This is a genomic window from Brevibacterium casei CIP 102111 (assembly GCF_900169275.1).
Taxonomy (GTDB): domain Bacteria; phylum Actinomycetota; class Actinomycetes; order Actinomycetales; family Brevibacteriaceae; genus Brevibacterium; species Brevibacterium casei.
Genome location: NZ_FXZC01000001.1, coordinates 681,185 through 704,646, shown reverse-complemented (window position 1 = coordinate 704,646; position 23,462 = coordinate 681,185). Strand labels below are relative to the sequence as shown.

Annotated in this window: 23 protein-coding genes; 15 read left to right on the top strand and 8 right to left on the bottom strand. The window is 68.4% G+C overall.

Going from position 1 to position 23,462, the window contains the following annotated elements:
- Window positions 1–46 precede the first annotated feature (46 nt).
- Window positions 47–1,777, top strand: a complete 1,731-nt coding sequence (locus tag BC102111_RS03060; protein ID WP_101623548.1) for a trehalose-6-phosphate synthase — start codon at window positions 47–49, stop codon at window positions 1,775–1,777.
- An 83-nt stretch (window positions 1,778–1,860) separates the two neighbouring features.
- Window positions 1,861–2,721: a trehalose-phosphatase gene (locus tag BC102111_RS03055; protein WP_180960563.1), complete on the top strand. Its 861-nt coding sequence runs from the start codon at window positions 1,861–1,863 to the stop codon at window positions 2,719–2,721.
- A 224-nt stretch (window positions 2,722–2,945) separates the two neighbouring features.
- On the opposite strand, the gene BC102111_RS03050 is transcribed toward BC102111_RS03055, so the two are convergent.
- Entirely contained in the window at window positions 2,946–3,995 is a 1,050-nt protein-coding gene (locus tag BC102111_RS03050) for a LacI family DNA-binding transcriptional regulator (protein WP_101623546.1), read from the bottom strand.
- Window positions 3,995–4,975 (bottom strand): LacI family DNA-binding transcriptional regulator, encoded by a 981-nt coding sequence (locus BC102111_RS03045; protein ID WP_101623545.1) that lies wholly within the window; start codon window positions 4,973–4,975, stop codon window positions 3,995–3,997. Before BC102111_RS03045 ends, BC102111_RS03050 begins: the two co-directional genes overlap by 1 nt.
- 301 nt (window positions 4,976–5,276) lie before the next feature.
- On the opposite strand from BC102111_RS03045, the gene BC102111_RS03040 reads away from it, so the two are divergent.
- The 4 genes from BC102111_RS03040 (at window position 5,277) to BC102111_RS03025 (ending at window position 10,063) form a co-directional block, all read left to right on the top strand.
- On the top strand, window positions 5,277–5,984 hold the full coding sequence (locus tag BC102111_RS03040; protein WP_223289914.1) for an ABC transporter ATP-binding protein: 708 nt from the start codon (window positions 5,277–5,279) through the stop codon (window positions 5,982–5,984).
- Window positions 5,985–5,987: 3 nt separating this feature from the next.
- The gene (locus BC102111_RS03035) at window positions 5,988–7,277 is read left to right on the top strand and encodes a DUF4032 domain-containing protein (RefSeq protein ID WP_009376470.1); all 1,290 of its coding nucleotides are present in this window, start codon (window positions 5,988–5,990) and stop codon (window positions 7,275–7,277) included.
- A 243-nt stretch (window positions 7,278–7,520) separates the two neighbouring features.
- A complete protein-coding gene (locus BC102111_RS03030) occupies window positions 7,521–8,516 on the top strand; it encodes an SDR family NAD(P)-dependent oxidoreductase (RefSeq protein ID WP_373270472.1) in 996 nt (331 codons plus the stop codon).
- Between the two features lie 56 nt (window positions 8,517–8,572).
- A complete protein-coding gene (locus tag BC102111_RS03025; protein ID WP_101623543.1) occupies window positions 8,573–10,063 on the top strand; it encodes an amino acid permease in 1,491 nt (496 codons plus the stop codon).
- 102 nt (window positions 10,064–10,165) lie between these two features.
- On the opposite strand, the gene rlmB is transcribed toward BC102111_RS03025, so the two are convergent.
- Both rlmB and cysS read right to left on the bottom strand, forming a co-directional pair.
- Entirely contained in the window at window positions 10,166–11,107 is a 942-nt protein-coding gene (gene rlmB, locus BC102111_RS03020; RefSeq protein WP_009376476.1) for a 23S rRNA (guanosine(2251)-2'-O)-methyltransferase RlmB, read from the bottom strand.
- 62 nt (window positions 11,108–11,169) lie between these two features.
- Window positions 11,170–12,621, bottom strand: a complete 1,452-nt coding sequence (cysS, locus tag BC102111_RS03015) for a cysteine--tRNA ligase (RefSeq protein ID WP_101623542.1) — start codon at window positions 12,619–12,621, stop codon at window positions 11,170–11,172.
- 285 nt (window positions 12,622–12,906) lie between these two features.
- Between cysS and BC102111_RS03010 the strand changes: the two genes are divergently transcribed.
- The 8 genes from BC102111_RS03010 (at window position 12,907) to BC102111_RS02975 (ending at window position 19,665) form a co-directional block, all read left to right on the top strand.
- The gene (locus BC102111_RS03010; RefSeq protein ID WP_063248830.1) at window positions 12,907–14,493 is read left to right on the top strand and encodes a sodium-dependent transporter; all 1,587 of its coding nucleotides are present in this window, start codon (window positions 12,907–12,909) and stop codon (window positions 14,491–14,493) included.
- Entirely contained in the window at window positions 14,493–14,603 is a 111-nt protein-coding gene (locus BC102111_RS03005) for a methionine/alanine import family NSS transporter small subunit (protein ID WP_009376483.1), read from the top strand. Before BC102111_RS03010 ends, BC102111_RS03005 begins: the two co-directional genes overlap by 1 nt.
- Window positions 14,604–14,920: 317 nt before the next feature.
- The gene (locus tag BC102111_RS03000) at window positions 14,921–16,012 is read left to right on the top strand and encodes an S-(hydroxymethyl)mycothiol dehydrogenase (protein ID WP_063248829.1); all 1,092 of its coding nucleotides are present in this window, start codon (window positions 14,921–14,923) and stop codon (window positions 16,010–16,012) included.
- The gene (locus tag BC102111_RS02995) at window positions 16,012–16,683 is read left to right on the top strand and encodes an MBL fold metallo-hydrolase (RefSeq protein ID WP_063248828.1); all 672 of its coding nucleotides are present in this window, start codon (window positions 16,012–16,014) and stop codon (window positions 16,681–16,683) included. Before BC102111_RS03000 ends, BC102111_RS02995 begins: the two co-directional genes overlap by 1 nt.
- Window positions 16,684–16,823: 140 nt before the next feature.
- A complete protein-coding gene (locus BC102111_RS02990) occupies window positions 16,824–17,189 on the top strand; it encodes a VOC family protein (RefSeq protein WP_009380501.1) in 366 nt (121 codons plus the stop codon).
- Window positions 17,190–17,381: 192 nt separating this feature from the next.
- Window positions 17,382–18,779, top strand: a complete 1,398-nt coding sequence (locus BC102111_RS02985; protein WP_009380500.1) for an amino acid permease — start codon at window positions 17,382–17,384, stop codon at window positions 18,777–18,779.
- A 108-nt stretch (window positions 18,780–18,887) separates the two neighbouring features.
- Window positions 18,888–19,379, top strand: a complete 492-nt coding sequence (locus tag BC102111_RS02980) for a hypothetical protein (RefSeq protein WP_101623541.1) — start codon at window positions 18,888–18,890, stop codon at window positions 19,377–19,379.
- On the top strand, window positions 19,360–19,665 hold the full coding sequence (locus tag BC102111_RS02975) for a transcriptional regulator (protein WP_101623540.1): 306 nt from the start codon (window positions 19,360–19,362) through the stop codon (window positions 19,663–19,665). Before BC102111_RS02980 ends, BC102111_RS02975 begins: the two co-directional genes overlap by 20 nt.
- Window position 19,666: 1 nt before the next feature.
- Here the strand turns inward: BC102111_RS02975 and BC102111_RS02970 are convergent, their stop codons facing one another.
- The 4 genes from BC102111_RS02970 to BC102111_RS02955 all read right to left on the bottom strand — a co-directional run bounded on the left by BC102111_RS02970 (window position 19,667) and on the right by BC102111_RS02955 (window position 22,597).
- Window positions 19,667–20,785, bottom strand: coding sequence for a hypothetical protein (locus BC102111_RS02970; protein WP_101623539.1), 1,119 nt, complete (start codon window positions 20,783–20,785; stop codon window positions 19,667–19,669).
- Window positions 20,782–21,261: a 2-C-methyl-D-erythritol 2,4-cyclodiphosphate synthase gene (gene ispF, locus BC102111_RS02965; RefSeq protein WP_101623538.1), complete on the bottom strand. Its 480-nt coding sequence runs from the start codon at window positions 21,259–21,261 to the stop codon at window positions 20,782–20,784. Before ispF ends, BC102111_RS02970 begins: the two co-directional genes overlap by 4 nt.
- 83 nt (window positions 21,262–21,344) lie before the next feature.
- A complete protein-coding gene (locus BC102111_RS02960; RefSeq protein ID WP_257957699.1) occupies window positions 21,345–22,103 on the bottom strand; it encodes an IspD/TarI family cytidylyltransferase in 759 nt (252 codons plus the stop codon).
- Window positions 22,104–22,114: 11 nt separating this feature from the next.
- Complete coding sequence (locus BC102111_RS02955; protein WP_009380496.1) at window positions 22,115–22,597, bottom strand: CarD family transcriptional regulator; 483 nt, start codon at window positions 22,595–22,597, stop codon at window positions 22,115–22,117.
- Between the two features lie 227 nt (window positions 22,598–22,824).
- Between BC102111_RS02955 and BC102111_RS02950 the strand changes: the two genes are divergently transcribed.
- Window positions 22,825–23,448, top strand: a complete 624-nt coding sequence (locus BC102111_RS02950; RefSeq protein ID WP_101623537.1) for a hypothetical protein — start codon at window positions 22,825–22,827, stop codon at window positions 23,446–23,448.
- Window positions 23,449–23,462 lie beyond the last annotated feature (14 nt).

Here is a 23,462-nt window from a genome sequence, read left to right as displayed (position 1 = left end):
GAGCGAGTAGAGTTCGTTCCAAGCAACGAGACTTGAGGAGGCGCAGATGAGCACCGTCGACGCCGCTGGATCCGAGACTGCGGAACCGTTCGGCGAGAGTGATTTCGTCGTCGTCGCGAACCGACTCCCCGTCGATCGCGACGCATCCGATCCCGATCGCGAATGGCGTACCTCACCTGGGGGTTTGGTCACCGCAGTCGCCCCGGTCATGAAAGCGCAGGAGGGGGCGTGGATCGGCTGGACGGGTGTCGCCGACGTCGACCTCGACCCCTTCACCATCGATGGGATGCATCTCATCCCGGTGACCCTGACAAATGAGGATGTCCTCAGGTACTACGAAGGGTTCTCCAACGCCACCCTGTGGCCGCTCTACCACGACGTCATCGCCCCGCCCGAGTACCACCGGACGTGGTGGGACGCGTATGTACGGGTGAATGAGCGCTTCGCGCAGAAGGTCGCCGAGGTGGCCGCCGAGTCCGCGACCGTGTGGGTCCACGACTACCAGCTCCAGCTCGTCCCGCAGCTCGTCCGCCGGATGCGCCCGGATCTGCGGATCGGCTTCTTCAACCACATCCCCTTCCCGCCGTTCGAACTCTTCGCGCAGCTGCCGTGGCGCGACGAGATCCTCCGCGGCCTCCTCGGCGCCGACCTCATCGGCTTCCAGCGCCCCGCGGACGCCGCGAACTTCCGTCGGGCCGTGCGCGGTCGGCTCGGCTTCACGACGAAGGGCTCGACGGTCACCGTCCCCGCCGACGGCGACCTTCCCGGTCACCTCGTGCGCGCCGAGGCGTTCCCCATCTCCATCGACACCCCCTACCTCGAAGAGCTCGCCGCCGACCCGAAGATCATCGAACGGGCCGCGCAGATCCGCGAGGAGGTCGGCAATCCCAAGGTGATCATGCTCGGCGTCGACCGGATGGACTACACGAAGGGCATCCGGCACCGGCTCAAGGCGTTCGGCGAGCTCCTCGCCGAAGGCAGACTCGACGTCGAGGACATCGTCCTCATCCAGATCGCCACCCCGTCCAGGGAGCGGCTCGAGCAGTACAAGCTCATCCGCCACGACGTCGAGCTCGCAGTGGGACGGATCAACGGCGAGCAGGCCGACATCGGCTCGATCGCCGTCCACTACCTCCACCACTCGTACCCGCGCGATGAGATGACGGCGTTCTTCATCGCCGCCGACGTCATGCTCGTCACCGCCCTGCGCGACGGGATGAACCTCGTGGCCAAGGAGTACGTCGCCTGCCGCCTCCACGACGACGGTGCGCTCGTCCTCTCGGAGTTCGCCGGAGCCGCCGAGCAGCTGGCCGGCGCGGTGCTCGTCAACCCGCACGACATCGGCAACCTCAAGGCCGGCATCCTCGAGGCCGTGAACATGGATCCGAAGACGCGCAGCCGGCGGATGCGGCAGATGCGCAAGAAAGTGCGGACCGACACCGTGAGCGCGTGGTCGAAGAAGTTCCTCGCCGAGCTCGATGCGATCCGCGACACCCCCGAGGCCGTCGTCCCCGACCGTCCCGCCCCGCAGGGCCGTCCCGCTGCCCAGCCGGCCGCCCCCGAACAGGCACCGTCGACTCCAGCCCAGGAGACGGCTCCAGCCCAGGACACGACTCCCGGCCAGGAGACGACTCCAGCGCCCGAATCGGCTCCGGTGCCCGAGCGCTCGCCGGTCGCCCCGGTGCCGTCTGCGACGCCCGCGGCCGCACCCTCGTCCTCCACGCCTGCGTCGACCGACGGCGCGCAGTCCACTCCCGACACCCGTTCAGCGACCTAGGAGCCGCCGTGACCTCGGACTCGACCTCGATGCCGCCTGCCGTTTCCGATTCCCTCACTCCTCCGCTCAGCGACCCCGCTGACGTGGATCTGCACCCCCTCGCCGAGGCGGACGACCTCCTCGTCGCCCTCGACTTCGACGGCGTGCTCGCCCCCTTGCAGGACGACCCCTCCCTCAGTCGGGTCCTGCCCGCCTCGGCGGAGGCGATCGCGAGGATCGCGACCCTGCCGAACACGCAGCTCGCGCTCGTCTCCGGACGGGACGTCGCGACCCTGCGCGGGCTCGCCGATCCTCCGGCCTCGGCGATGATCGTCGGCTCCCACGGGGCGGAGATCGACCTCGGCCCGGGGCAGGACGCCTCGGGGACGGAGTCCGCAGCGACCGCCTCGGGGACGGAGTCCGCGGCGACCGCCTCGGCGCCGGACCCGACCGAGGCGAACGCCGTGACGAACGACGAGGAAGAACTGCTCGCGGCGATCGATGACCACCTCGCCGAGCTGACGACGCTCAGCGACCGCGAGGGCTTCGACCTGCGGATCGAACGCAAACCCTACTCCCGCACCGTGCACACGCGAGGAATGGCACCCGGACTCGCCGCGTCCCTGCGCGAGCACGTCGTCTCGGTCCAGGCCGAACACGGCGGCATCCGCGTCATCGAGGGACACGACATCACCGAACTCGCCGTGAGCCAGGCGACGAAGGGCACCGGCATCCGGGCGCTGGTCGCCGAGGTGCACCCGACAGCGGCCCTCTACCTCGGCGACGACATCACCGACGAGGACGCCTTCGCCGAACTCGCGGAGATGCGGCCCGAGGTCACCGGGGTCGGCATCAAGGTCGGATCGGCACCGACGCAGGCCGAGCTGCGCATCGCCGACCCCGACGCCGTCGCGACCCTCCTCACCCGCCTCGCCGACGAGCGCGCGGAGTTCACTGCCTCCTGACGCGGACGCCGCCTGGGCAGGATTTGCTGGTCGCTCCGCCGAGGCCTGCAGGATTTGCTGGTCGCTCCGCCGAGGCCTGCAGGATTTGCTGGTCACTCCGCCGAGGTCGATCAGCTCGATTCGGCCCGCCAGCCTCGGCGCAGTGACCAGCAAATCGCAGGCGCACGGGCGACGACACCATGTGCGGGCAACTCCGCAGGGCATCGAGGTCCAGGCCCCGCGCCCTACCTCCGCTGCGGGGGCACGGCGCTGGCGCGGAGGACGAGGTCGGGAGTGACCGAGTAGTCGACCCGTCTCGCTCGCGTCGGGGCGGCGATCATCGCCTCCACTTCGTCGAGCGCGGAGGCCGCGACCGTCTCCCAGTCGTAGCTGACCTGGGAGAGCGGTGGGGCGATGACATCGGCGTCAGGCATATCGCCGACCGTGAGCAGCGAGAGGTCCCGGGGGACGTCGAGGCGAGCGCGCGCCGCGGCCTCGAGGATGCCGAAGGAGAGCGAGGGGGCGCACGCGATGACCGCGGTGCACCCGAGGTCGAGGAGCTCCTCGGCAGCCGCGACCCCTGCCATCGGTCCGCCCGCGGCCTCGACGACGGGGGCCTGATCGCGGGTCGCGGGAATGTGGAGGACGCTTGCCATCGACCGGCGGAACCCGGCGATCCGGGCGGCCGCGGCCGTGTCTCTGAGCACGGCGAGACCGATGCGCCGGTGCCCCAGGTGGACGAGATGCTGGACGGCGGTGGCGATGCCGTCGGAGGCGTCGAGGACGATGCGGGAGATCCCGTCGTCGTGGCGGGCGTTCGAGACGCGGATGAGCGGCAGCCCGCGCTCGGAGAGTCTGGCCGCGAGCGCCCCGGCCGCTCCCCCGCCGAGGACGATCGCTCCGGCGATCCGCGGACCCGAGGATTCGCCTCCGTGCTCGGCGACCGGGCCGAGCAGGGAATCGGCGATCGCCTCGGTGCGCTCGAGTTCGGCTTCGACGTGGACGACGGCGATGCCCTGGGCGAACATCCGGTTGGTGAGGATCTCGAAGAGGTTCGTGTACGGGTCGACGTTGCCGGCGGGGGCGGACGGGCGGACGAGGGCGATGAGGGGGATGCCGGACGGGTTCACCGCCGGGGTCTCGATGCCGAGGACGGAGAGCGCCTGGCGCACCTTCTCCGCCGAGGCGGCCGAGACCGCTCCCGGGTCCCGCAGCGCACGGGAGACCGTGGCCGTCGAGACCCCGGCGAGGTCGGCGATCTCGGCCAGGCGCACCTGCTTCGAGGAGGCGCCCATCACTGCCTCGCCGCCGCGGTCGAGCCCCTCGCGAAGAGGCGCGGGCGGAAGACCGGCGGGACGGTGGCAGGACCCCCGGGGGTGATCCGCAGGGTGCTCAGCGTGGCCTCGATGAGCGCCTGGGAGAGACCGTTGACGTCGATGCCGAGCACGGTCGCCGGCGGCCCGGTGAAGCGCATCGTCGGCGAGTCGCCGAAGCCGACGAGCGACATGTCCCGCGGCACCTGGAGGCGGCGGTTCCGCAGTCCGTGCAGCGCCCCGTGGAGCTGGAGCGCGGACTGGACGATGACGGCCGTGCACGTCGCGTCCTTGAGTTCGAGGATCGCCCGGGAGCCGCCCGAGAAGGACTTCGGGACCGGGGCGATCCAGTCCTCAAGCGGCAGTCCGTAGGACCGTGCGGGATGCTCGGCGAGGAAGCGCTGGATCAGCTGGGTCGCGAGCTCCCCGGTGTCGTTGCAGATGAGACCGATGCGACGGTGTCCGATCGCGCGCAGATGCTCGAACGCCGTCGTCATCCCCCCGCCGAGGTCGAGGCGGGCGGCGATGATGTCGCCGGTCCCGCCCTCGGCCAGGCTCGCCGACTGCTCGTCGACGCGGATGCACGGGATGGAGGTGTGCAGGGAGGTCAGAGTCGGGGTGACGAGCGCGACGGCACCCGCGGCGATCGCGATGTCGAGCGGCGCGGAGTCGGTCTCGACGGGCGGGCGGGTGATGAGCAGCCCCTGGTCCTGGAGGGCGGTGGCCACGCGGGTGCACACCTGCGTCTGCCAGTACTCGGGATTGCCGGGGGCTCCGACGGCGACGAGGCGGCGCGGAGACTCGGGCAGCAGGGTCGAGCGGGTGTAGCCGAGTTCGTCCATCGCGGTGAGCACGGCGGCCCGCGTCGTCTCGGCGACGGCTCCGCGGCGTCCGATCACCCGGGACACGGTCGCCAGGGACACACCTGCGCGTGCGGCGACCTCCTCGAGCGTGACCCTCATGGTCCCGAGTCTACTGATCGGCTCTGCTGGTCGGCTCTGTCGATCGGCTCCGCTGGTCGGCTCTGCTGGTCGGCCTCACTGGTCGGCCACCGTCGACGGATCCCGTCGACCGCCTCGGCGAGGTTCGACTCAGCCCGCGTTCAGGCCCGTGCACATGCGCTGTCACAGTGCTGAGAATCACTCTACGCTGTGTCGAAGTCCCTATCTCCGGGCGGCGGCGACCGCATAGGATGAAGGGGACTGAGCATCCCTGCAGGTCACCGACGACCTGCTGCTCACGGCCGACGGAGAAGGAGCTGACATGTCAACAGTGTCGTTGAATGGCCTCAGCCACGCGTACGAGAACACGGTGTCCCCTTCGGTCCATCCGTTCAATCTCTTCATCGACGACGGCGAGTTCCTCGTCCTCTACGGCCCCTCAGGATCGGGCAAGTCGACGATCCTGCGCATGCTCCACGGACTTGAGGCTCCGAGGTCGGGGACGATCCTCATCGACGGCGTCGACGTCACCCACGCCGCCGTCAACGACCGCGACGTCACGCTCGCGCTCGAGTCCTACGCCCTCTACCCGCACATGAGCGTGCGCGACAACCTCGGCTTCGCGCTGCGCATCGACGGTCTGCCCGCCGAGGAGATCGCCTCCCGAGTCGAGTCCGTGGCCGAGAAGATCGGACTGAGCTCGATCCTCGACTCCGTGCCCGGGGACCTCTCTCCCCTGCAGCGACAGACGATCGCGCTGGCCCGGGCGATCGTGCGCGAGCCCAAGGTCCTCATCATGGACGAACCCGTCGTCAACCTCGTGCCCGAGCACCAGGCCGACACCGTCCGCCTCATCAAGGACCTCCAGCAGGACTTCGGGCTCACCACCCTCTATGCGACGTCGAACCTCGAGGATGCGAAGATCCTCGCCGACCGCATCGCCTTCCTCGACCACGGCCGGCTCATCGGAGTCGAGGAGCCGGAGGTCGCCGAGGCGCTCGTCGCCTCGATCGCCGACACGGACAGCTGACCAGTGCCCGGCTCCGCAGGGGCCGAGACCACGACCTCGGGCCCCACGATCCACACCGTCGACCCCGCCGACCGGGCGATGTTGGCGCAGCTGCCGTGGGATCTTCCGCTCGCCGACTGGCCGACAGACCTCATGGGCGGACTCCCCCGCGGCATCTCCCGCCACATCGTGCGGTTCATCGAGAACGGCGACGAACTGCTCGCGATCAAGGAGACCGAGGACCGGCAGGCGCTGCGGGAGTTCGACATCCTCGGCGTGCTCGAGAACCTCGATGTCCCCTCCGTCGAACCCCGGGCCTACATCACGGGACGGCGCACCGCCGACGGGCAGGAGCTGCCGGGAGCGCTCGTGACCACGCACCTCGACTTCTCCCTGCCCTACCGAGCGCTCTTCTCGCGGGCACTGGCCGAGGACACGGCCGGCCGCCTCGTCGACGCCCTCGCCGTCCTGCTCGCCCGCCTCCACCTCGTCGGCTTCTACTGGGGGGACGTGTCCCTGTCGAACACGCTCTTCCGCCGTGACGCCGACGCCTATGCCGCCTACGTCGTCGATGCGGAGACCGGGGAGCTCCACGACTCCCTGTCGGACGGGCAGCGGGAGATGGACCTGCGGATCGCACGGACGAACATCGCCGGGGACTTCCTCGACCTCCAGGCCGCCGGCCTCGTCGAACCCGACGTCGACCCGCTCGCCGCCGGGGACCGCCTCTTCGAGGCCTACAACGGGCTGTGGGCCGAGCTCACCCGGGTCGAGGAGTTCTCCGTCAACGAACGCTGGCGCATCGACGAGCGCATCCGCCGGCTCAACGATCTCGGCTTCGACCTCGGCGAACTCACGGTCACGACCGACCTCGACGGGGTCAGCCTCCTCGTCGAGCCGAAGGTCGTCGAACCCAACCACCATTCGAGGCGCCTGCTGCGCCTGACGGGAATCGGGGCGAACGAGAACCAGGCCCGCGCGATGCTCAACGACCTCGACTCCTACCGGACGGCGCCCGGGTTCACCGGCGGCGCGCACGGCTCCGGTGAGATGCCGGTCGAGCTGAGCGAGGAGGAGGCAGCGAGGATCTGGCTCGACGAGGTCTACAAGCCGCTCATCGGCGGGATCCCCGAAAGCCTGATGAACAAGCTCGAACCCGGGCAGATCTTCTACGAGTTCGTCGAGCACCGCCGGGTCATGGCCCAGGCCAGGCAGCGCGACATCCCCCTGCGCGAGGCGATCGCCTACTTCATCATGGACGACCTCGCGAAGCTGCCCGACGAATCCCGGTACGTCCAGCCCCCGCCGAGGTGACGGCCGGGTCGCAGCGGTCCCGCCGGGTCGCGATGGACTGGCGTCCGCCCCTCGCCGAGGAGACGGCCGGGTCGGCGCGGGTGACAGCCGGGTCGCAGCGTCCACGACGTGGACATCGGTGGCCGGGGCCGCCTCGGCGGGCATAGCTTGGGCTCAACGCCCCACTTCCGGTGCTCGGATCTGCAACGATGCAGCGCGCACCCCGTTCTGCCCGGCCGCGTAAGCCGGGAGGAAGGACCTCCGATGACGCAGGACCCGACTGAGCCCACTCCGACGGCTGCCCCTGCGCCGCCCCCACCTCCCGCATCCGCTGCGACGACCGCGCCATCGGCCCCCTCTGCGCAGGCGGTGCCGACGAACGAGGGCAGCCTCTCGATCCCCTCCCTCTTCGATCTCACGGGGCGCACGGCCGTCGTCGTCGGTGCCGGGTCGGGGCTCGGGCAGGCCTCGGCGATCGGGCTCGCCGATGCCGGTGCCCACGTCATCGCAGCCGACCTCAATGCCGCCGGCGCTGAGGAGACCGTGCGCATCATCACCGAGCGCGCGCGGGGCGGAACGGGGTCGCATGCGGAACCGGAAGCGGGGGCCGAGTCGCGCTCGGGACAGGGGCCGGACTCGGACGTCGTCTCGAGCCCGGGCCCGGCGACGGCCGCGGTCGTCGACATCACCGACACGGACTCCGTCACCGCCCTCGTCAGCGCGTTCCCCGACGCGGAGATCCTCGTCGTCACGCCCGGGGCCAACGTCCGCAAGCGCCTGACCACGACGACCGACGACGAGTTCGACCGTGTCATCGACATCAACCTCAAGGGCACGTACCGGCTGATGCGCGGCTTCGGCGCCGAGATGGCCGAGCGCGGACGCGGATCGATCGTCACCTTCGCCTCGTTCCGGGCGATCACCGTCGAACCCGGACAGGGCATCTACGCCGCGGCCAAGGCCGGGGTCGTCCAACTGACGAAGACGCTCGCGAGCGAACTCGGCCCCGACGGGGTGCGCGTCAACGCGATCCTCCCCGGGCCCTTCGACACCCCGCTCACCCAGCAGATCAAGGCCGACGAGCAGTGGTGGGACGCGTACGCGGACAAGACCGCGCTCGGCCGTTGGGGCCGACTCCACGAGATCGCCGGACCGGTGCTCTTCCTCGCCTCCGACGCCTCGTCGTACGTGACGGGGACGTCGCAGCTCGTCGACGGCGGGTGGATGGCCCACGACGGACGGTTCACTCCGCGGGTCTGAGGCGGTACCGGGACCTCCGTGACGGAGGTCTCCCGGGCACATGTGACAATGGCTCAATGAGTTCTCCGCAGAGCACGCCTGCACCACCGTCGGGGCAGCGCCCAGGAATCGTCCGTCAGCTCGGACGCCGCAAGTCGATCACCAGCATGATCAAGGACACCGAGGACGCGAATTCGCAGGAGCTGCGGCGCACATTCGGAGTCTTCCAGCTCACCATGATCAGCGTCGGTGCGACCCTGGGAACGGGAATCCTCGTCATCCTCGGCGAGGCGGTGCCGATCGCCGGTCCCGGTGTGTGGATCGCGTTCATCCTCGCCGGCATCACGGCTCTGCTCTCGGCGGTGAGCTATGCGGAGATGGCGGGCATGGTGCCGGTGTCCGGGTCGAGCTACTCGTACACGTATGCGACCCTCGGTGAGGGTGTGGCCTGGGTCTGCGGCTGGTGCCTTGTCCTCGAGTACGCGGTCTCGGTCGCCGCTGTCGCCGTCGGTGCCGCGGACTACGTCAACGAGACGCTGCGGATCTTCGGCGTCGAACTGCCGCCGGCGCTCGCATCGGGTCCCGAGCAGCCGGGCGGGGTCATCAACCTCTCGGCTCTCATCGTCGTCGCTCTCGCGACGATCCTCCTCATGCGCGGGGCGAAGGAGTCCGGCGTCGTCAACACGATCATCGTCTTCGTCAAGATCGGCATCCTCGTCTTCTTCTCGATCGTCGCGTTCACCGCGTTCAAGGCCGGCAACTTCGAACCGCTCCTGCCGATGGGTGCCGCCGGAGTCACCGCGGCCGCCTCGATCGTCTTCTTCTCCTACATCGGCTTCGATGCCGCCTCGACCGCCGGCGAGGAGGCGAAGAACCCCAAGCGCGATCTGCCGCGGGCGATCATCCTCTCAATGGTCATCGTCACCTCGATGTACGTCCTCGTCGCCGTCACTGCGATCGGCGCTCGGGAGTGGGAGTGGTTCGGCCTCGAGACGACGACAGCCCCGCTCGTGCAGATCGTCCACGAGATCACGCAGTCGAACTTCGCGGTCTTCCTCTTCGCAGCGTCCTCGGTGCTCGCGATCTTCTCCGTCGTCATCACCGTCCTCTACGGCCAGTCGCGCATCCTGCTGACGATGTCGCGCGACGGCATGGTCCCGCGCTTCTTCGGCATCGTCTCCCCGCGCACGGGAACGCCGCTCATCGGCACGCTCGTGACCGGCACGCTCGTGGCGATCACTGCGGCCCTCATCCCCCTCGGCGAGCTCGCGAACGCGACGAGCATCGGCACGCTCTTCGCGTTCTGCCTCGTCAACGTCGCCGTCATCTACCTGCGGGTGACGAAGCCGGAACTCGAACGCTCCTTCAAGGCCCCTCTCGGGTACACGATCCCCGTCCTCGGGGCGCTCGCATGCGCATTCCTCATGCTCAACCTCGGCGGGGTCACCTGGGCGGTCTTCGGGATCTGGATGTTCGTCGGGTTCCTCATCTACTTCGGCTACAGCCGCCGCCACTCACGCGTGGGCACGATGAGTGACGCCGCCTACCGGGAGAGCCTCGACGCCTGAGCGCGCGGGCTCCCCTCCTCAGAGCCACCATCCCAGCCACCCTCCGGGCGCTGGGCAACCCCGCGCCGGGTTGCTCAGCGCCCGGACGGTGGCTGAGACCGCTCAGTCGCGGCGGGCGCGGGCGACCTCGTAGAGGCTGACGGCGGCGGCGATGCCGGCGTTGAGCGACTCGGTGGTCGCGGCGATCGGGATCGAGACGATCTGGTCGCACTTGTCGGCGATGAGGCGGGAGAGCCCTTTGCCCTCGGAGCCGACGACGATGCACAGCGGATCCCGGCTGAACGTGAGCTCGGGCAGGTCGACCTCGCCGTCCATGTCGAGTCCGACGACGAAGACGCCCTGCTTCTTGAGCTCGTCGATCGCGCGGGCGAGGTTGACGACCTGGGCGACCTTGATCCGCGAGGCGGCACCGGCCGAGGTCTTCCATGCGGCAGCCGTCATCGAGGCGGCACGGCGTTCGGGGATGATGACCCCGTGACCGCCGAAGGCCGCGACGGAGCGGACGATCGCGCCGAGGTTGCGCGGATCGGTCACCCCGTCGAGGGCGACGATGAGCGGGGTCTCGGCCCGTTCGGCGGCGAACTCGAGGAGGTCGCGGGGGTCGGCGTACTCGTACGGCGGGATCTGCAGAGCGATGCCCTGGTGGATCGCATCATCGGTGAGCCGGTCGAGATCGGCGCGACTGGCCTCGAGCATCGAGATGCCCCGCCCGGCAGCGAGCGAGATCGCCTCCTTGACCCGGTCGTCGGAGTCGATGCGGCTGGCGACGTAGAGCGCGGTTGCCGGCACGTCCTCGCGCAGGGCCTCGAGCACGGAGTTGCGCCCGGCGACCATGTTCGGCCCGAGCTCCTTCTTCTTCCGCTTCGCCTGCGCCGAGGCGTTCGCAGCCCGCTTGGCCTGCGCGGCCTTGTGCGCCTTGTGGTAGACCCGGTCCTCGGCCTTGGGGGTCGGGCCCTTGCCCTGGAGTCCGCGTCGGTTCTTGCCGCCGGATCCCTTCGGCGGCCCCTTCTTCTTCGACCCGCCGGAGCGTGGGTTCGATGCCATGTCAGTCCTCTTGGTTCGTCGGTGCCGTCCTGCCCGTCCCGGTCCGACCGGGACGAGCGTGATCAGCTGTTCTTGAGATGGTAGCGGTAGCCGTCGGCGGTGTCCTCGATCGCGATGCCCGCAGCGGAGAGTTCGTCGCGGATCGCATCGGCGGTCGCGAAGTCCTTCTCGGCCTTCGCCTCGATCCTCTTCTGCGCGAGTTCGGCCACGAGGGAATCGAGGGCGGCCGCGGCCGGGGCGTTCGCGTTCGCACCGCCCCACACCTCGGCGCTGGGGTTGACGCCGAGGATGTCGAGCATGAGCTCCACCTCGGCGACGATCCGGGCCAGACCCGGCTTGTCCGCACCGGAGTCGAGGAGCTTCGCCCCTTCTGTGACCCGGGCGAAGACGACGGAGAGCGCACGGGGCACGCCGAGGTCGTCGTCGAGGGCGAGCGCGAAATCCTCAGGCACGTCGACGCTCCGGTCGGCGTAGGCGGCCTCGACGTTCGGCAGCGCGGGAGCCTCGTCGCCGAGGGCCTGCCGGGCCCGGTCGAGGAAGTTCGAGAGCCGCTCGAGCGAGGCGGTCTGGCGCTCCATCGCCTCGGGTGAGTACTCGAGGACGGAGCGGTAGCTTGCGCTCGTGAGGAAGTACCGGACGGCGATGGGGCTGAACTGGGCGAAGAGGTCGGAGGCGAAGATCGAGTTGCCTAGTGACTTCGACATCTTGTCGCCGCCCACATTGAGCAGCCCGGAGTGCATCCACACGTTCGTGAACGCATCGCCGGCCGCACGGGACTGGGCGAGTTCGTTCTCGTGATGCGGGAAGCGCAGGTCGAGTCCGCCGCCGTGGATGTCGAAGTGGGGGCCCAAGTATTTCGTCGACATCGCCGAGCACTCGATGTGCCAGCCGGGTCGGCCGCGACCCCACGGGGACGGCCACGAGGCCGTCTCGGGTTCGCCGGGCTTGTGGGCCTTCCACAGCGCGAAGTCCCGGGGATCCTTCTTCCCTCGCATGTCCGAGTCCTCGGCCGGCTCCATGTCCTCGAGACGCTGGTTCGTCAGCTCCCCGTAGTCCGGCCATGAGGTCGTCGAGAAGTAGACGTCACCGCTGTCGTCGAGCGCAGGGTATGCGTGGCCGGCGTCGATGAGGCGCGCGATGAGCTCGTGCATCTCCGTGATGTGGCCGGTCGCGCGCGGCTCGTAGCTCGGCGGCATGATGTCGAGTGCATCGTAGGCGGCGGTGAAGGCCCGTTCATAGAGGAAGGCGTGGGCGAACCACGGCCTGCCCTCCTCAACGGACTTCGAGAGGATCTTGTCGTCGATGTCGGTGACGTTGCGGATGAGCGTGACACTGTAGCCGCGGTAGAGCAGCCAGCGGCGGAGCACGTCGAAGACCGACGCCGAACGCAGGTGCCCGATGTGCGGTTCGCCCTGCACGGTCGCCCCACAGACGTAGATCCCCACGTGGCCGTCGATGACGGGCCGCAGTTCGGAGGTCCGGCGGGTGGCGGTGTTGTACAGAGCGATAGTCACCCGCCCAAGTCTACCGGCCATCTCCGCCGAGGTGATCCTGGTCAGACGCCGGATTCCGCCGAGGTGGTGCCGCCGTCTCCCGCCGTCGTCACCGGGGTCGTCACCCCCGCGTCCGAGAGACATCGTCCTTGTCTCGACGACGGAGTTCGGATCGGTGCCGAATTGTGACCCACGACACGTGATGTGGGGCACTGTTCTCAAGCAACTCCCAGTAAGCTGGTGGGCAATCATCCGCGTGCATGCGGCACCGATGCCCATGAGGCGGCGTGAAAACGAAAGGTCATCATGTCAACCACCACATCCCAGAGGGAGGTCTTCGCCACCCGCGGCGCGTTCATCTTCGCAGCCATCGGTTCGGCAGTCGGCCTCGGCAACATCTGGCGCTTCCCGTATGTCACGTATGAGAACGGCGGCGGCGCCTTCATCATCCCCTACCTCGTCGCGCTGCTGACGGCGGGCATCCCGCTGCTCTTCTTCGACTACGCGATGGGCCATCGTGCGCGCGGATCCGCTCCGCTCTCCTTCCGCATGGCGACGAAGGTGGCCGAACCGATCGGCTGGTTCCAGACCGGTGTCGCCATCGTCATCGGCATCTACTACGCCGCGATCATCGGCTGGGCGGGCGCCTACATGATCTTCTCGCTCAACCAGGCGTGGGGCGACGATGCGGAGACCTACTTCTTCGGCAGCTTCCTCAAGATGGGCGACCCCGGGGTCTCCATGGAGTTCGTGCCGAGCATCCTCATCCTCGTCATCATCGTCTGGGTGATCACGCTCGGAGTGCTCCTCGGCGGCGTCCAGGCCGGCATCGCCCGCTTCTCGAAGATCTTCATCCCGCTGCTCATCATCCTCTTCCTCATCCTCGTCATCCGCGCGCTGTTCCTGCCCGGTGCGGCCGCGGGTCTCGATGCGCTCTTCACCCCGGACTTCGCGGCCCTGGCGGATCCGAAGGTGTGGATCGCGGCCTACGGTCAGATCTTCTTCTCGCTCTCGATCGCGTTCGGCATCATGATCACCTACGCGTCGTACCTCAAGCGGAAGACGAACCTCACCGGTTCGGGCCTCGTCGTCGCCTTCTCGAACTCCGGTTTCGAGATCCTCGCCGGCATCGGCGTCTTCGCCGCTCTCGGCTTCATGGCCTCGGCGTCGGGAGCAGCGGTCTCCGATGTCGCGACCAGCGGCATCGGCCTGGCGTTCGTCGCCTTCCCGACGCTCATCTCCGAGATGCCGGGAGGCAATCTCTTCGGCTTCGCGTTCTTCGCGTGCCTCGTCTTCGCGGGCCTGACCTCGCTCATCTCGATCGTCCAAGTGCCGATCCAGGCGCTTCGCGAGAAGTTCGGGGTCGGCAACAAGGCCTCGATCCTCCTCGTCGGCGGCGGCATGGCGATCATCTCGATCCTGCTCATGTCGACGGTCACCGCGCTCTACGTGCTCGACACGATGGACGCCTTCGCCAACAACATCGGAATCGTCGGTGCGGCCGTCGTCGGCCTCATCGTCGTCGGCTGGTTCGCGCGCAAGCTGCCCGCGCTCCGGGATCACCTCAACGCGATCTCGAGCTTCAAGGTGGGCTGGTTCTGGATGATCATCCTCGGCGGAGTCACCACCCTGGTGCTTCTCTACATGCTCATCACGCAGATCATCACCTATGCGACCGAAGGCTACGGCGAGTACCCGGCGCTGCTCATCGGCGTCTTCGGCTGGGGCATGATCGGACTGCTCATCGTCGCGGCGATCGTGCTCTCGCTCATCAAGTGGCCGAGGCGCACGATCGAGGAAGCCGATGAGGCGATCGCCGATTCCGTGGCCGAGGAGATCAAGCGTCCCGCCGGACGCCACTCGGCCGACGACACCATCCGAGGAGGGAACTGATGGGCACTTCAGCCATCGTCATGATGATCATCGCCATGGTCACCGTGTGGGGCGGGCTGGCAGCTGCGATCGTGCATCTGCGCAAGCACCCGGACACGGACGTCGACTGACCCTCGCGGTCACACGAGTCGAGCGGGGCGTCTCCTTCGGGAGGCGCCCCGCTTCGCTGTTCCCGGTGCCAACCCCGCCGAGGTGGTGGTGCGTCCGGAACCCCACCCCAACCTCGGCGAGGGCATCCAGGAACCCCATCCCCGCCTCGGCGAGGACATACCGGAACCGCGCCCCCGCCTCGGCGGGACGATCCGTGACAGATGCCGGACACGCTGGCTGAGGACTCGTCGCCTGGTTAGGGTGGACGTGTCCGAACTCTCTGTCGGCGCAGCGGAGCGACCCAGCTGACCTGCGCCGATCATCCCTAGGAGGCGCAATGCCACAGACCGTCAAGGGCGTCATCGCCCGGAGCAAGGGTGCGCCGGTCGAGCTCACCGACATCGTCATCCCCGACCCGGGACCGGGCGAGGTCGTCGTCGACGTCAAGTCCTGCGGCGTCTGCCACACGGACTTCCACTACCGCGAGGGCGGGATCTCCGATGACTTCCCGTTCCTCCTCGGCCACGAGTCGGCCGGCGTCGTCGCCGAGGTGGGCGAGGGCGTGACGAACGTCGAGGTCGGCGATTTCGTCATCCTCAACTGGCGCGCGGTCTGCGGCGAATGCCGGGCATGCAAGCGCGGCGAGCCGTGGTACTGCTTCAACACGCACAACGCCGAGCAGAAGATGACGCTCACCGACGGCACCGAGCTCACACCGGCGCTCGGCATCGGATCGTTCGCGGAGAAGACGCTCGTCGCCGCGGGACAGTGCACGAAGGTCGACGAGTCGGATCCGGCTGTCGTCGGACTCCTCGGCTGCGGGATCATGGCCGGCATCGGCTCGGCCATCAACACCGGTGAGGTCACGCGCGGGAAGTCCGTGGCCGTCATCGGCTGCGGCGGTGTGGGCTGTGCGGCCATCGCCGGGTCGCGCCTGGCCGGGGCCGGGACGATCATCGCCCTCGACATCGACGATGCGAAGCTCGAGTGGGCGAAGGACCTCGGCGCCACCGACACGATCAACACCCGCGGCATGAGCGAGGACGAGGTCGTCGCCGCGATCCAGGAGCGAACGAACGGCTTCGGCGCCGACGTCGTCATCGACGCGGTCGGCCGCCCGGAGACGTGGCGGCAGGCCTTCTACGGCCGCGACCTCGCCGGCACCGTCGTCCTCGTCGGCGTGCCGACTCCGGAGATGGAGCTGAGCGTGCCGCTGCTCGACGTCTTCGGTCGCGGTGGGAAGCTCAAGTCGTCGTGGTACGGCGACTGTCTGCCCGAGCGCGACTTCCCGATGCTCGTCGACCTCTACGAGCAGGGTCGCCTGCCGCTGGAGAAGTTCGTCACCGAGCGCATCGGCATCGGCGACGTCGAGGAGGCGTTTGAGAAGATGGGCGAAGGCAAGGTCCTGCGATCGGTGGTGGTGCTCTGATGGCTGCGATCGAGCATGTCGTCACGTCAGGAACGTTCTCCCTCGACGGCGGGACGTGGGACGTCGACAACAACGTGTGGATCGTCGGGGACGGCACCGAGGTCATCGTCATCGACCCCGCCCATGATGTCGATGCCATCGCCGAGGCGGTCGGATCGAGAGAGGTCAAGGCCGTTCTCCTCACCCATGGTCATGACGACCACGTCGGCGTCGTGCGCGAGTTCGCGCAACGGGTTGGCAATCCGCCCGTCTACCTCAATCCCGAGGACTACGTCCTCTGGGACATGACGTACGAGGACTACCGTCCCGAGGGGCAGATCGCCGACGGTGACACGTGGACCGTCGGAGGGGTGACCCTGCGGGCGCTGCACACCCCGGGCCACTCCCCCGGGTCGACGAGCTTCTTCATCGAGACCGGGCTGCCCATCCCCGCCTCGGCGGGCGCGGGCCATGCGGTCGGTCCCGTGCTCTTCTCCGGGGACACGCTCTTCAACGGCGGCCCCGGCGCCACGGGTCGTTCGCACTCGAGCTTCGAGACGATCATCGAATCGATCAGGGACCGACTCTTCACCCTGCCCGATCCCACCGTCGTCCTCACCGGCCACGGCGACTCGACATCGATCGAGGCGGAGAAGCCGTCGCTCGAGGAATGGATCAAGCGCGGGCACTGAGACGCAGCGATCGAGCGCCGAAGCCCGACGAGCGCCGCGATGCCGGAGACCCGGCGTCGCGGCGCTTCGTCGTCGATGCCGTCGACCGGATCGACCGCGCACCCCTGTACACCCGACGCCGATACGCGCACACTGAACCTATGGCCAAGACGAACAGAATCATCAGCGTCTCCGTCCCCGTCAGCGACCTCGACGAGGCAACCCGCTTCTACACCGAGGTCCTCGGGTGCTCGGTCAGCTACGACGGCGAGCCGATGCCCGGCAACCGCATCGTCGAGGTGGCCCCGCCCGGATCGGACGTCGCGATCGTCCTCATCCCCAAGGGCAGTGAGATCCCCGTCGCCGTCCGCCTCGAGACCTCGGACGCCGAGGAGGCGCACGAACGGATCTCGGCCGCCGGCGTGACGATCCACAACGACGAGGTGCTGCGGTGGCCCGGGGTGCCCCCGATGTTCTCATTCACCGACCCCGACGGCAACGGGCTCGTCTACCTCCAGGACGACTGACGGCCCCACCTCCGGTCGACCGTGGACGAACTGCCGCCTCGGAGGGGGTCAAACGGACGAATATCCTCCTCGACGGGGACCGACGGGACGACCATCCCATCCTCATGTTGAACCGACCACCCACTGAGATCGAGGTCACCCCATGGGCGTTAGACTGCTCTGGTGCCTGAACCACGAACATCGCAGTCGCCAGTGACCGCCGACTCCGCGAACGCCAGCCCCCAGCCCACTCCCGACGGCTCCGGCCTCAAGGCCGGGATGAAGCCGCGCCACCTCGTGATGATGAGCCTCGGCTCAGCGATCGGCGCCGGACTCTTCGTCGGATCGGGTGCCGGAGTGCAGGCCGCCGGGCCGGCCGTGCTCATCTCCTATGTCGTCGCCGGTCTCATCGTCATCTTCGTCATGCGGGCGCTCGGCGAACTCGTCGCCGCAGACCCCAACCCCGGCGCGTTCTCCCACTACGCCGGCAAGGCGATGGGACCGGCCGCGGCCTTCGCGGTCGGTGCCCTGTGGTGGGTGCAGCTGTGCCTCGTCGTCGCCGCCGAGGCGACCGCAGCCGCGCAGATCGCCGCGAGCTACATCCCTTCGGTCCCCCAGTGGGTGCTCGCGCTCATCATCATGATCGTCTTCACCGCGATCAACCTCACGACCTCGGGCAGCTTCGGTGAATTCGAGTTCTGGTTCTCGCTCATCAAGGTCGCCTTCGTCGCCCTCTTCGTCATCCTCGGCGTCGCGTACCTCGCCGGCTGGACCCCGGCGACCCCGCCCGCGGAGATCTTCACCGACGGCTTCATGCCGACCGGCATCCCCGGCGTCGCCGCCGGCCTCCTCGTCGTCGCCTTCGCCTTCGGCGGCATCGAGATCGTCGCCGTCGCCGCCGCTGAGACCTCCGACCCCAGCCGCTCGGTGAGCAAGGCGATCAAGACGATCGTCTGGCGCATCCTCTTCCTCTACATCGGCTCGGTGGCGATCATCGTCCTCGTCCTCGACTGGACCGACCCGCGCCTGGCCGAATCGCCGTTCGTCGCCGTCCTCGAAACCGCCGGCCTGCCGTTCATCGCCTCCCTGCTCGCCGGCGTCATCGTCATCGCCCTGCTCTCGTCGATGAACGCGAACATCTACGGCGCCTCCCGCATGGCGTTCTCGATGTCGCGCCGCTCGATGCTCCCTGCCGGCCTCGGCACGACGAACCGACGCGGCGTGCCCGTGGCCGCCGTCCTCGCGACCTCGGTCTTCGGCTTCATCGCCGTGGCACTCAACTACTTCTGGGCCGCCGAGGTGCTCGGAGTCCTCCTCAACATCGTCGGCTCGACGCTCATCGTCACCTGGGTCGTCACCCTGGTCTCTCAGCTCATCCTCCGCCGCCGCGCCGAGGCCGCCGGCACTCCCCTGCCGCTGAAGATGTGGCTGTTCCCGGGCCTGACCTACCTCACGCTCGCCGGCATCGCCGCCATCATCATCCTCGGCCTCACCGTCGAATCCGTGCGCTTCCAGATCATCGGCACCCTGATCTTCTCCGTCGCGCTCTACTTCATCGGCATGGCCGTCACCCGCCGTCAGAAGGCGAAGGGGATCGTCGCCGAGGTGTGACCCGCCGAGGTGGTCCCTGCCGGCCCCTGTCCCGCGCACTCCGCGCGGGGCGGGGGCTTCGCCTTTCTTCTGTTTCCATATCGGAAACTCTGAGGTAGAGTTTCCGATATGGAAACACGGAATGGAAGCGCCGCTCCCGATGCGGCCGAGGCACGGCTCGCACTGCAGGCAGCCGACCGCGAAATGCGCAGCACCCAGAAGCTGCGGATCCCCATGTGGCTGTTCGGAGCAAGCGGTGTCATCAACATCGGACTCGGGACCCTGACCCTGCTCAATCCGCACAACCCCACCGTCGAAATCATCGCCATGAGCGTCCTCACTGCACTCTCTTTGACAGTCTCCGTCCTCCTCCTCCGATACCTCTTCTTCCCGCCGGGGTACCGGAAGGTCACGGTCCGCTGGAAAGCCCTCGGGACTGCGTCAGCCATAGCGATCCTCGCGGTGGCAGTCGTCATCGTCCTGACAGTGACAACGGGCGAGGCAGGATTGCACATCTCTGCTGCTTGGCAGTTCGGAGCCGGCCTCTTCTGCCTTCTCCCCGTGCTCTTGGACGTCGCCGAGAAGCGCTGGCCGAAGCGCAATGGACGCCACGGTGCCTGACGCCGAGTTCAGTCCGCTCATTCATGCGCCGATCCGGCTCCGCATCTGCGCGATGCTGTCGAAAGCCGATGGGATCGAGTTCAGCGAGATCCAGTCGCGCCTAGGAGTCTCGAAGTCTGCGTTGAGCAAACATCTCACGCAGCTGCATGATGCCGGCTTCGTCGACGAGGAGTCCGTCGTCCGTCTCGGCCGCGCCAGACAGTGGCTGTCCCTCACACCCTCGGGCAGACAGGCGTACGAATCTCACCTGGCGGCACTGCAGGACATCATCGGCTCAGAGGGATAGTTCAGTACCTGTCCGCTTTCGTCCGCAGCTGCTCCACGATCTCAGTCAGCGCCGCATGCTCCGTGGCCCGTGCGATCCAGCCGTCGAGCATCGCAAGCGTCTGCCCCCCGTGCCGGGCGAAGTGCCGTCCCGCGTACTCGCGCATCGGAATCGGCGACGCCCGCTCGGCGAGCTCGAGGACGGCCCGCGCCACTGCGGGCAGAATCGGCACCGGCACACCGGTGACCGCGCGGACCGCCTCGGCGGCGGCGTCGCTCGGACGACGGAGATGAGTGAGGAGCTCATCCCATTCCCCGCCGTCGATGCTCAGTTCGGCGACGAAGGGCATGAAGACCGCGGGCGGCACGAGCAGCGCCTCGAGCGGCACAGGGAGGACGAGTGACCCGAGCGCACGGGTGAGACGACGCACGGTCTCGGCTGAGCCGGCGACGAAGAAGGCCGTTGCGCCCAGCGGCGTCCAGTACCGCACGGTGTGCGAGGTCGTGCGTTCGGAGAGGAATGCGGGACCGAAGACGACGACCTCGGCGCCGGGGAAGAGTGACCGGGCGACTTCGAGGTCCCCGTCGACCTGGCTCGTGATCGCCACCCACCGAGGAGCGACCGCACGGATCGCCGCCGCGACATCCTCATCGAGGTCGCCCGGCCGCGTCGTGAGCACGACGAGATCCCACGAGTCCTGGATGCGCCTGTCACGGGCCCTGCGGCTCCTGCCGCGCTGCCAGTGCCGTCGCGCCTCTGTGATGGAGACTCCCGCACCGCGGCGGGCCGTCGCCTCGCTGTCGGGATCGCCATCGTCGATCCTGCTGCCGCCGGGCCCCCGCCCTGCGCCGCCGTTGGCGACCCCATCGTTTCTCCCGGGCTTGAGCCGGAACCCTCCGGCCTCCTCGATGCCGGCCCAATCGGTGATCGTCACCCGTCGCGTCGATGCGGCGTCTAGGGCAGCGTCGACTCCCGACGCGCCATCGTGGGCGAGTTCGTCGAACCATCCGACGCGCAGCGGGTACACCGCCTGCGGTCGTTCCAGCGGCGTGCGCGTGACGACGACGGTCTCATGCCGGTCGCCGAACAGCGCGGCACCGGCGATACCGATCGCCCCGGCGCCCTGGAAGAGGATCCTCATGGCCGGTGAACCAGCGCATTCGCGATCGCCGCGACCCCGTCGCCGCGACCGGTCAGCCCGAGCCCGTCGGTCGTCGTCCCCGACACGGACACCTCCGCACCGACGGCCCGCGACAGCGCCTCCTGCGCCTCGGCCCGGCGGGTGCCGATCTTCGGCCGGTTTCCGATGACCTGGACGGAGATGTTGCCGATCGCGAATCCGGCTTCGCGGACGAGTCGGCCCGCCTCGGTGAGGAGTCTGACCCCGGACGCCCCGGCGAACTCCGGACGGTCGACGCCGAAATGCTCCCCGAGATCCCCGATCCCCGCCGCCGAAAAGAGCGCATCGCAGCACGCGTGCGCGGCGACGTCGGAATCCGAGTGCCCCTCGAGGCCTCGTTCGCCGGGCCAGAGCAGTCCAGCGACCCAGAGCTCGCGTGACGGGTCGTCGGAGAACGCGTGGACATCGACGCCGATCCCCGTGCGCGGAATGGTCATCGCCTCACCCTTCGTCTTCGCTTGGTCTGATTCGACGACGGAGCCCTGTCCGGACAGCTGTCGTCTACTGCCAGGGTAGTGGTTCAGCGGCCGCGTGTGCGGGCGATGTGCTCGGCGAGGACGAGGTCGAGGGGGTAGGTGATCTTCAGGGACTCCTCATCACCGGCGACGGCCACGACATCGACGCCGAGGCGCTCGACGAGCCCCGCATCGTCGGTGGCCTCACGAGCGTCCGCACCCTGAGTGCGCACCTCCTCACGGTAGGCATCGTGGGCCCTGCGGAGGATCTCGGCGGCGAACCCCTGCGGCGTCTGGACCCGCCGCAGACTCCCCCGGTCGAGGTCACCGCGCAGGACCTCGAAGTCGGCGTCTGCGGGGGCACCGTGGACCGCCTCCGCCCGCCGGACGGTGTCGATCATGGGCAGGACGGGGACGACCGCCTCGGCGCCGGAGGACACCGCATCGGCAACCCGACGGAAGACATCAGGCGGGGTGAGCGCCCGGGCGGCGTCGTGGACGAGGACGACGTCGTGCTCACCGGCGGCACGCAGTCCGGCGTCGACGGACTCGACGCGGTCGGCACCGCCGACGACGGCGACGATCTCGACGTCGGCTGCGCTGTCCGCCGCGTCGTCCGCATCAAGCCGCCCGCGGACCTCGTCGATCTCGGCGCGGGCGAGAAGCAGAAACTCCTCGGGAGCCGCGACCACGATGGTGGTGGCGACTCCCGAGGAGATGATGGCCTCAAGACTGTGGGCGAGCAGCGTGCGCCCGTCCACGGAGACGAAAGCCTTCGGTTCGGGATGACCCAAGCGCGTTCCCGACCCTGCGGCCGGGACGATGACGCAGGTGCTCAGGACGCGAGCACTTCGTCGAGGAGGGCTTCGGCTTCGGACTCCTCTTTCTTCTCGGCGAGGGCGAGCTCGGAGACGAGGATCTGCCGCGCCTTGGACAGCATGCGCTTCTCACCGGTGGAGAGTCCGCGGTCCTGCTCACGGCGCCAGAGGTCACGGACGACCTCGGCGACCTTGATGACGTCACCGGACTGGAGCTTCTCGAGGTTCGCCTTGTACCGGCGGGACCAGTTGGTCGGCTCTTCGACGAATTCCGCGCGGAGGACGGTGAAGACCTTCTCGACACCCTCTTCTCCGACGACGTCGCGGACACCCACGAGGTCGCAGTTCTCAGCGGGGACCTCGATCACGAGATCGCCGTGCGCGACCTGGAGCTTGAGATACAGTTTCTCCTCACCCTTGATGGTTCGTTGCCTGATTTCTTGGATTGTCGCTGCACCGTGATGTGGATAGACAACAGTGTCGCCGACCTGGAAACTCATATTCTCTTCAAACCCCTTTCGCGGAATCCCAGTTTACCATGAGGCGCGCCACAGAAATCGCCCAGGCAGCCGATTCTCCGTGCTAAGCTCAGCCTTTTTGCCCACTGTCCGCAGCGTGCTCGTCCGACAAGTGATCCTCCTCTCCGGGATCTCCCAGCCGGTTCTACGGAAGGTCAAAAACCGGGTAGTATACAGACGGATCTTGTATTGCCACTTCAAGGAGCACAATGAAACGGCACAACCGCGCGGCTCTCGCAGTTGCCGCAATCGCGCTCGTCCTCCCGGTCAGCGGGTGCGCCAGCCTGCTGTCGCCTCACCAGACCGCCGAGTACCAGTACAACGGCGGCGACGGAGCCTGGGGAACGGTCGGCGACGTCGAGGTGCGCGGTCTCCTGCTCATCATGGATGAGAGCGGCAAGGGCCCGGCCCAGCTGTTCTTCACGCTCGTCAACAAGGGCGATGCTCCTGCCGAGGTCTCCGTCGAGGTCTCCGGGAAGACCATCACCGAGACCGTCCCGGCCGGCGAGACCTTCGTCCAGGATCCGAAGAGCCCGGCGTCGTCGACGGACGAACCGGTCATCGTCGACAGCCTTCAGGCCAAGCCCGGCGACCTCGTCGACATCACCGTGGCCACCGGCGGCCAGGAGAAGACGATCCAGACCCAGGTCCTCTCCGATGTGCTCCCCTACTACGAGGAGTACGTCCCGACGCCGTCGCCGTCGGACATGCCGACCGACGAGCCCACCGGCAGCAGCGCCGGCGAGGAGACTTCCACGGGAAGCACGAGCACCGAGGGCGCGACCACCGAGAGCACCGCTCCTGCAGAGGGCACCGCGTCCGCCGACGGCTGACGCGCGCACAGCGA

Coding starts and splice junctions, on each gene's coding strand:
- BC102111_RS03060 (WP_101623548.1), top strand. CDS start 47: ATGAGCACCGTCGACGCCGCTGGATCCGAGACTGCGGAACCGTTCGGC.
- BC102111_RS03050 (WP_101623546.1), bottom strand. CDS start 3,995: ATGGGCGCCTCCTCGAAGCAGGTGCGCCTGGCCGAGATCGCCGACCTC.
- BC102111_RS03045 (WP_101623545.1), bottom strand. CDS start 4,975: ATGAGGGTCACGCTCGAGGAGGTCGCCGCACGCGCAGGTGTGTCCCTG.
- BC102111_RS03040 (WP_223289914.1), top strand. CDS start 5,277: ATGTCAACAGTGTCGTTGAATGGCCTCAGCCACGCGTACGAGAACACG.
- BC102111_RS03030 (WP_373270472.1), top strand. CDS start 7,521: ATGACGCAGGACCCGACTGAGCCCACTCCGACGGCTGCCCCTGCGCCG.
- BC102111_RS03025 (WP_101623543.1), top strand. CDS start 8,573: ATGAGTTCTCCGCAGAGCACGCCTGCACCACCGTCGGGGCAGCGCCCA.
- rlmB (WP_009376476.1), bottom strand. CDS start 11,107: ATGGCATCGAACCCACGCTCCGGCGGGTCGAAGAAGAAGGGGCCGCCG.
- BC102111_RS03010 (WP_063248830.1), top strand. CDS start 12,907: ATGTCAACCACCACATCCCAGAGGGAGGTCTTCGCCACCCGCGGCGCG.
- BC102111_RS03005 (WP_009376483.1), top strand. CDS start 14,493: ATGGGCACTTCAGCCATCGTCATGATGATCATCGCCATGGTCACCGTG.
- BC102111_RS03000 (WP_063248829.1), top strand. CDS start 14,921: ATGCCACAGACCGTCAAGGGCGTCATCGCCCGGAGCAAGGGTGCGCCG.
- BC102111_RS02995 (WP_063248828.1), top strand. CDS start 16,012: ATGGCTGCGATCGAGCATGTCGTCACGTCAGGAACGTTCTCCCTCGAC.
- BC102111_RS02990 (WP_009380501.1), top strand. CDS start 16,824: ATGGCCAAGACGAACAGAATCATCAGCGTCTCCGTCCCCGTCAGCGAC.
- BC102111_RS02980 (WP_101623541.1), top strand. CDS start 18,888: ATGGAAACACGGAATGGAAGCGCCGCTCCCGATGCGGCCGAGGCACGG.
- BC102111_RS02975 (WP_101623540.1), top strand. CDS start 19,360: ATGGACGCCACGGTGCCTGACGCCGAGTTCAGTCCGCTCATTCATGCG.
- BC102111_RS02970 (WP_101623539.1), bottom strand. CDS start 20,785: ATGAGGATCCTCTTCCAGGGCGCCGGGGCGATCGGTATCGCCGGTGCC.
- ispF (WP_101623538.1), bottom strand. CDS start 21,261: ATGACCATTCCGCGCACGGGGATCGGCGTCGATGTCCACGCGTTCTCC.
- BC102111_RS02955 (WP_009380496.1), bottom strand. CDS start 22,597: ATGAGTTTCCAGGTCGGCGACACTGTTGTCTATCCACATCACGGTGCA.
- BC102111_RS02950 (WP_101623537.1), top strand. CDS start 22,825: ATGAAACGGCACAACCGCGCGGCTCTCGCAGTTGCCGCAATCGCGCTC.